This is a genomic window from Frankia sp. AvcI1, assembly GCF_001420875.1.
Classification (GTDB): domain Bacteria; phylum Actinomycetota; class Actinomycetes; order Frankiales; family Frankiaceae; genus Frankia; species Frankia alni.
This window is the reverse complement of the sequence record NZ_LJFZ01000047.1, coordinates 1-6,875: the sequence shown is the minus strand read 5'-3', so window position 1 is coordinate 6,875 and position 6,875 is coordinate 1. Positions and strand designations below refer to the sequence as shown.

4 protein-coding genes and 8 pseudogenes are annotated in these 6,875 nt (G+C 70.8%); 1 reads left to right on the top strand and 11 read right to left on the bottom strand.

All coding sequences use genetic code 11. From position 1 onward, the window contains the following. The first annotated feature begins 1,020 nt into the window (after positions 1-1,020). A complete protein-coding gene (locus tag UK94_RS29975; RefSeq protein WP_157734510.1) occupies positions 1,021-1,284 on the top strand; it encodes a hypothetical protein in 264 nt (87 codons plus the stop codon). Positions 1,285-1,771: 487 nt separating this feature from the next. Here UK94_RS29975 and UK94_RS70575 read toward each other — a convergent pair. The 11 genes and pseudogenes from UK94_RS70575 to UK94_RS70530 form a co-directional block, all read right to left on the bottom strand. Beyond that, positions 1,772-2,021: pseudogene (locus tag UK94_RS70575) on the bottom strand (ABC transporter permease); the annotation flags it as partial. A gap of 1 nt (position 2,022) precedes the next feature. Beyond that, positions 2,023-2,153 (bottom strand): annotated as a pseudogene (locus UK94_RS70570) (ABC transporter permease); the annotation flags it as partial. Position 2,154: 1 nt separating this feature from the next. After that, positions 2,155-2,224, bottom strand: a pseudogene (locus UK94_RS70565) (hypothetical protein); the annotation flags it as partial. Between the two features lies 1 nt (position 2,225). Then, positions 2,226-2,371, bottom strand: a pseudogene (locus UK94_RS70560) (ABC transporter permease); the annotation flags it as partial. Position 2,372: 1 nt separating this feature from the next. After that, a pseudogene (locus UK94_RS70555) lies at positions 2,373-2,494 on the bottom strand (ABC transporter permease); the annotation flags it as partial. Between the two features lie 35 nt (positions 2,495-2,529). Beyond that, a pseudogene (locus tag UK94_RS29960) lies at positions 2,530-3,260 on the bottom strand (ATP-binding cassette domain-containing protein); the annotation flags it as partial. Position 3,261: 1 nt separating this feature from the next. Then, the coding region (locus UK94_RS70550; RefSeq protein WP_235490651.1) for an ATP-binding cassette domain-containing protein at positions 3,262-3,468 on the bottom strand (207 nt) is incomplete at its 3' end. A gap of 1,063 nt (positions 3,469-4,531) precedes the next feature. Further along, positions 4,532-4,954 (bottom strand): annotated as a pseudogene (locus tag UK94_RS70545) (thioesterase domain-containing protein); the annotation flags it as partial. Position 4,955: 1 nt separating this feature from the next. After that, a partial coding sequence (locus UK94_RS70540) for a phosphopantetheine-binding protein (protein WP_235490662.1) occupies positions 4,956-5,388 on the bottom strand: 433 nt, incomplete at its 3' end. A gap of 781 nt (positions 5,389-6,169) precedes the next feature. Continuing rightward, positions 6,170-6,484, bottom strand: a pseudogene (locus tag UK94_RS70535) (class I SAM-dependent methyltransferase); the annotation flags it as partial. Position 6,485: 1 nt separating this feature from the next. After that, a partial coding sequence (locus UK94_RS70530; protein ID WP_268761722.1) for a hypothetical protein occupies positions 6,486-6,852 on the bottom strand: 367 nt, incomplete at its 3' end. Between the last annotated feature and the right edge of the window lie 23 nt (positions 6,853-6,875).

The following is a 6,875-nucleotide window of genomic DNA, read 5'->3' as shown; positions in this document are numbered from 1 at the left end:
CCCCCGGCGGCGGTGCGGTCTCGACATCGGCTACATATCGACCAGCACCCGTATCAGCAGTGAGGGCGTCTACCTCGATCCGCTGCTCGTACGAGGCGCCGCCGACAGCGGTGTCAACAACTACCGGCTCTTTCCGCCCTACCACCCGGACGAGACCATTCCGTTTCGCGGTCGGGACGAGTGGGACGAGCATCTGGTCGCTCTGAACGAGAAACTGCGACCGCGGGNGCGGGACCTTCCCGGACGGAGCCCGATCGAAACAACGCGACACATGATCGATCGACTTCGCGACGGCACCGTCAAACGCTGACCGAGGATCCGCGGTCCCACGGCGCCGTGCCGTGGGACGCGGTGTCATCGGCCGGCCGCCGAGTGCGTGGCGGGCGTCGCCGACCGGCTGCGCCCGCCGTCCCGGCCGCGCGTCACCCGTCGCGCGGTCCGCGTCGTGCGGCGTTCCTGGCGCGCGGACGACGGCGGACTGGCCGGGGCGCCGGGTCCGTGGCCCCGCAACCTTCTCGCCGGTCTCACGCCGCCGCCAGGCCGGGTCGTCTCGTGCCGCGTCCGCGCGGCCCAGGCCCATGCCACGGACACTGGTTCGCCACCTTCTCCGCCGTGCAATGCCGCTGACCTGTAGCGCAGTGCTGCGCTGCAGGTCATTGGTCTGCCCGGCAGCCCCCTGGTCGACGTCGAGGGGCTGCGCCTGCCCGTCACAGCCCAGGGCTTCGGGCGCCGGAACCGCCCCCGACCTCGATGCGGAGCTGGCCGCGGAACCGACCAGGTTGGTCGCCCCACCGACCCGGGCACGGCTCGTGGACGGCCTGCTGCGCGCCCTGGGAGCACCCGGCCGCGCACTNGCCGCCGTCAGCGGGGCCAGCGGGACCCCCCGTACCGGCATCCATCCGCGCGACGCCCTGCCCGGCCGAGCCCCGCACGCGACACCGAGGGAACGGCTCACGGCCGCGGTCCGGAAGCGGACGACGCCGCTGTGGCGGGGGCCGTCGCGCGCGGCTGACCGCCCCGGTGGCATGGTCCGCCCACCAGATGCTCGGGCCGCGCCGGCGACAGTGGATCCCGGCGACGAGCCAGGGGCAGCCGGGCATCACCGGTGCGGCGCAGGGGCGGCTCACACCGCAGGTACTGCCACCGACCTGCTCCGGCGGCCGCGTCGAGACGGAGTCCACGCCCGCCGGCCGGCTCCGACGGGACCGGGCCGAGACGGTGCCGCCCGTGCCGAAGCGGCTCCTGGTAGTCACCGGCGGGGCGAGCACGGACACGGCCGGGTGAGTCGAGGCCGGCGCAGGGGTGGGTGCGGAACACTCGCGGGCCCCGGACGCCGCTCCGCAGGAGGACGCCGCAGTGCGCCAGGCGCATGCCGACCGCCGCAGCCGGCTCGGGCGGCCCCTGCCGGCGCCTCGCCGAGCCGAGCACGACCGCCTCGGCGGGGCGATGCGCAGCGCGCACCTGGGCCCACGAACTGGCGACGCCGGGATGCCACACCACCGTCCGCCGCGCGCCGCCCCGACCCTGACGAGCGCCGGCCCGCGGCCGGCCACCCTGCGTACGGTGTGCCGTGATCTGCCGCGTCGTCTCGCCCGGGACCTCGGCGGACCTCGGGCACTCCCCACGGCGGGCGGTGAGATGTCTGGGCTGGCGGACCGTTCCCATCCGGACGCAACCCGGATCGAGCGGACCGCACACCGCCTCGGCGACCCGTGGGTCGCCGAGGCGGCTCTGGAGAGGATGCGGACCAGCTGGTCTCATCTCGCGCTGGTCATGCTCGCTTGTTGAAGGTGGTGACGGCCCACACGTAGCCGATCAGGGCGAATCCGACGCACCAGGCGACGGCCGCGATCGCGTGGCTGCTGGACGGGTTGCCCTCCAGCAGCCCCCGCAGCGTCTCGATGATGGGAGTGAAGGGCTGGTACTGCGCGAACTGCCGCACCCCGACACCCATCGAGTGCGCGGGGACGAACGCACTGCTGATGTAGGGCAGCATGACCAGCGGCACGGAGGCCAGGCCCNCCGACTCCGCGGTCTTCGCGGCCAGCCCCAGGCCGACGGTGAACCAGCCGGCCGCCAGGCTGAGCAGAACGGCAAGGCCGAGCACGCCGAGCCAGTCCAGCGCACTCGCGGACGAGCGGAACCCCATGGCGNAGGCGACGCCGATGACGACCGCGACCGCCATCAGGCTCCGCACCGTGGTGATGACGACGTGCCCGGTGAGNACCGACCCGCGGGACACGTCCATGGCCTTGAAGCGGTTGATGATGCCCTTCGTCATGTCGGAGTTCACGGCCGCCGCGGTGGATCCCAGGCCGTAGCTGCAGGCCATCACCAGCACGCCGGGCGTCGCGTAGTCGATGTACTTCCCNCCGACGTCGAACGCGCCGCCGAAGACGTGGACGAAGAGAAACATGATCACCGCGGGGAACAGCACGGCCTGGAACACCACGACGGGGTTGCGCAGCGTGTGCTTCAGGTTCCGGCGCAGCATGATCGTCGAATCGGTCAACGGCATCGAGAGTGTGCTCATGTTGCGACTGCCTCCACCTTCGGCCGCCCGGTCAGGGCGAGAAAGACGTCGTCGAGGTCCGGCGTGTGCACGGAGAACTCCTCGGCGTTGATCAGGTTTTCGTCGAGCTTCTCGAGCAGGGCCCGCAGCGACCGCGACCCGCCGTCGCTGGGCACCCGCAGGGTGAGTTCCTGGTCGTCCCGCACAGACCCGGACAGCAGCCGCGCCGCCCCGTCGAGCGCGGCGAGCGTGTCGAAGCGCAGGCGGACGTGGGTGCCGGGGACACGGCGCTTGAGCTCGGCCGGCGTGCCCGCGGCGACCATGCGCCCGTGATCGAGCACCACGACCTGGTCGGCGAGCTGGTCGGCCTCGTCGAGGTACTGCGTGGTGAGGAAGATGGTGACCCCGTCGGCCACCATCTCGCGGACGATCCCCCACATCGCGCGTCGGCTGCGGGGGTCCAGGCCGGTCGTCGGTTCGTCCAGGAAGATGATCTGCGGGTCGCCGACCAGCGTCATCGCGAGGTCCAGGCGTCGGCGCATGCCGCCGGAGTAGGTCGCCGCCAGCTTGTCGGCCGCGTCGACCAGGTCGAAGCGCTCCAGCAGCCGGGTGACCACCTGGCCGCTGGACCGCACCCGCTTCAGGTCGGCCACCAGCTGCAGGTTCTCCCGGCCGGAGAGCAGCTCGTCCACCGCGGCGAACTGGCCGGTGACGCCGATGACCGAACGCACCTGCCGGGTCGCGGTGANCACGTCATGCCCGCCGACGCGCACCGATCCGGCGTCGGCCTTCATCAATGTCGCCAGGATGTTCACGGTCGTCGTCTTGCCCGCCCCGTTCGGGCCGAGCATCGAGAAGACCGAGCCCGCGGCGACCTCGAAGTCGATGCCGTCGAGTACGACCTTGTCGCCATAGGACTTGCTGAGTCCCGCGACCGCAATCGCTGTTTTTCCCATGGGTGCACCGTTCCTCACTGCCCTGACATCCACGCGTCACGGCACGATCATGAAAACTGACACAGCTGCCGGGGTGGCGACCCGGTCAGCAGGTGACCGGAGTACCGCCTCGCGGGGCGCGGCCGAACGATTCCGCGCCGATGAGGTCAAGCACCGCCCGGGCCTGGTCGACCAGATACATGTGGTCGCCCGGCAGCTCCGCGTAGCTGAATTCACCGGTGGTCGCCTTCTGCCATTCCTGGGCCTGTCCCGCGCTGACCAGGCCGTCCGATCCTCCCCGAATCGAAAGAATGGGCACCGATACCGGTTCGTCGGTGCTCGGGACATAGTTCTCGTGCATCTCGCAGTCGGCCTGCAGGACGGGAAGAATCAGCTCGCGCATCTCGGGGTGGTCGAGCGCCTCGTGCCGGAAGCCCGCGAACTCCTCGACCCGCGCGAGGAACTCGTCGCCGTCCAGCCCGGTCGCGCGTTGCTCGCGCTGCGTCCACGGCCCCGGAGACCCACTGACGACGAGGCGCTCCACGTGCACGCCACGGGCACTCAGCAGGTGCACCAGCTCGTACGCGAGAACTGCGCCCAGACTGTGCCCGAACACCACGGTGCCGGCCTGGCCGCCGAGCGCCGCGGCGACGTCGTCCACCGACTTCCTGGCCGCCTCGACGACATTCCGAAAAGGCGGTTCCATAATACGCCTTTCCCGGCCGGGTAGTTCGACCGGAACCACTCGCCACCGGTCGGCGGTCAGNGCCCGCCACGGATGGAAAAAGGCAGGACCAGCGCCCGCGAACGGTACGCACAGCAGCGCGGACCGACCGGTTTCCGGTCCGGAGATGTCAGGTGCACTCACCTCGGTCAACCCCAATCAGAGTATGTGAACGGCTCGGCAAACCAGGTGTTCCGAACCATCTGTGGATCCGACGTCAGGTGCCGCTCGNCACCGCCGCGTCACTGCGTCAACTTGCCGGCGAGAACCTCGAAGATCTGGGCCACGGGCTTCGGCATGTGCAGGTCGTGGTGCGTGGCGTCGAGGTCATGCGATTCGATGGAACCGAGGACGTGCGGNCGCCACATCGGCCCCCACGAACCGTCCGGCTTGTCCAGCTTCGCATTGAAGAAGATGACGTCCCCGCGGTAGACGGGCGAGGTGAACTCGGCCATCTTCGAGAGGTTGTTGGCCCCCACCTTCGACATGTTGGTCAGGAAGCTCTCCATGTTGTCGGTGTTCATGAACTGGCCGAAGATCTCTTCGACGTCCTCGCGGTAGGCCACCGGCTGGTAGCCGGCCAGCTGGTCGAACCCGCTCGCCGGCTGGGAGTCCAGGATGGCCACCAGGCCGACCTCGCAGCCGCGTCGGTCCAGCGCCTCCGCGACGGCATGCGCGAGCGGACCGCCGTAGGACCATCCGACCAGGTGGTAAGGACCCTCCGGCTGGATCGCGCGGATCTGGCTCAGGTAGTCCTCGACCATCTCCTCGACGGACCCCGCCNCCTCGTCCGTGCCGTTGGAGCCGCGGGACTGCAGAGCGTAGGCCCGCCGGTCACGCAGGTACGGGGCGAACGTGAAGTACGCCCAGCCCAGCCCGCCGCCGCCGTGGAAGAACCACACCGGCGGCTTTCCCGTGCCGGGGTCACGGTTGAGCGGCAGCACGACCGCCAGCGAGTCGGCGTGGTCGTCAGGGATCCCGCCGATGAGCACCAGGGCGGCCAGTTCGGCCACGGTGGGGTACTGGATGACTGTCCGCAGCGGCATGTCGACCTCGAAGTGCCGGCGGATGCGGGCGCTGAGGCGGGTGGCCAGCAGCGAGTGCCCACCGAGCACGAAGAAGTCGTCGTCGATGCCGACCCGCTCTAGGCCCAGCAGCTCGCAGAACAGCGCGCAGAGCTTCTCCTCGTGGGAGTTGCGGGGTTCGCGGTGGCCCACCGTGGTGGTGTGGTCCAAAGGCAGCGCCCGCNGGTCGAGCTTGCCGCTGGGAGTCAGCGGAAGTTCCGAGAGCGGCACCACCGCGGCCGGGACCATGTAGTCCGGGAGGCGCTGCCGCAGGTACTCGGGAAGGGCTGCCAGCAGCGGGCCGATCGAGGTGGCCAGCGCCGGGGCGTTGACCTGGATCCGCCCGGTCAGGCTACTGAAGACGAACCCCTCGCAGTCGACCGGTCCCCGCGGCACCACGATCGCGTCGAAGGCCTGGACGGTCTCGCCCGACCAGGTGATGACCGCCCGCCAGCCGTGCCGCTGCGCGCAGGCGGCCAGCTCGTGCGGATCGACCGGCGCCCCACTGGGTACGGCCTCGTTCAGCACGCCGGCCGAGGTCGCCAGGGCGGCCTCCCGCACGAGTCGCGCGTTGGGAATTCCGGTCACCCGCACCGGGCCGCACGCCCGCGCGACATGATCGGCCAGGGCGGAGAGATCCGAAACCTGGTGACCCCACGGCACCGTCGGCACCTCGGCCAGGTCGAGCACGTCGACCGGTTCGGTGTGCAGGACGACCTCGTAGCGGTGCCGTGTCAGCTCGTTGTGGGCCTGTCCCGGCTTCAGGCGGATGTCCACCCGGACGGGCTGGTCCGCCGCCCACGCGACGAACCACTCCGGGGAGACCAGGAGCTCCCGCTCGGCGAGCAGTGCCTGCTCCACCAACGCCCGCACCTGCGCCGGTCCGGCGTTCGGCTGNGCGTGCTGCGCCACCGCGGTCTGCAGCAGGCGCAGNGTCGCCGCGTTGCGGACGTCGCCGAGGATCAGCCGACCGCCCGGCGCCAGCAGCGTCAGGGCCGCGCGCAGCACCTCGTCGAGGTACTCGGCGCTCGGGAAGTACTGCACGACCGAGTTGAGCACGACGGTGTCGAAACGGGCCCGCGGCAACCCGGAGAGGTCGTCGGCGGGCTGCGCGCTGAGCCGCACACGGTCGCCGTAGCCGGCCTGCTCGGCCTGCGCCCGGACCCGGTCGACGACCGTGGCCGAGATGTCGGTGCCCCAGTACTCCTCGACCTCGGGGACGATCCTGGCGAGCAGCAGACCGGTACCCNCCCCGATCTCCAGTACCCGTCGCGGCGCGAACCGCAGCACCTGGGCCACCGCCGCGTCCTGCCACTGGAGCATCTGCTCGGTGGCGATCGGCGCACCGTCGTAGGTGGAGACCCACTGCTGGAAGTCCGCGCCGAGTTCCTCGTCGGCGGACTCGGCGTACGTGTCGTCGTAGACCTGACGCCACTCGTCGACCTGCGTGCCGGCGTCCGCCACGGCGGCGTTCCGATCGGGCACGACGTACCCCACCAGTCGCTTGTCGCCCTGCTGGTTCTCCCGCACCACGACCGCCGCCTGCGCCACACCGGGATGCGAGGTCAGGGCCTGTTCGATCTCACCGAGCTCGATACGGAACCCACGAACCTTCACCTGGAAATCCGACCGGCCCAGAT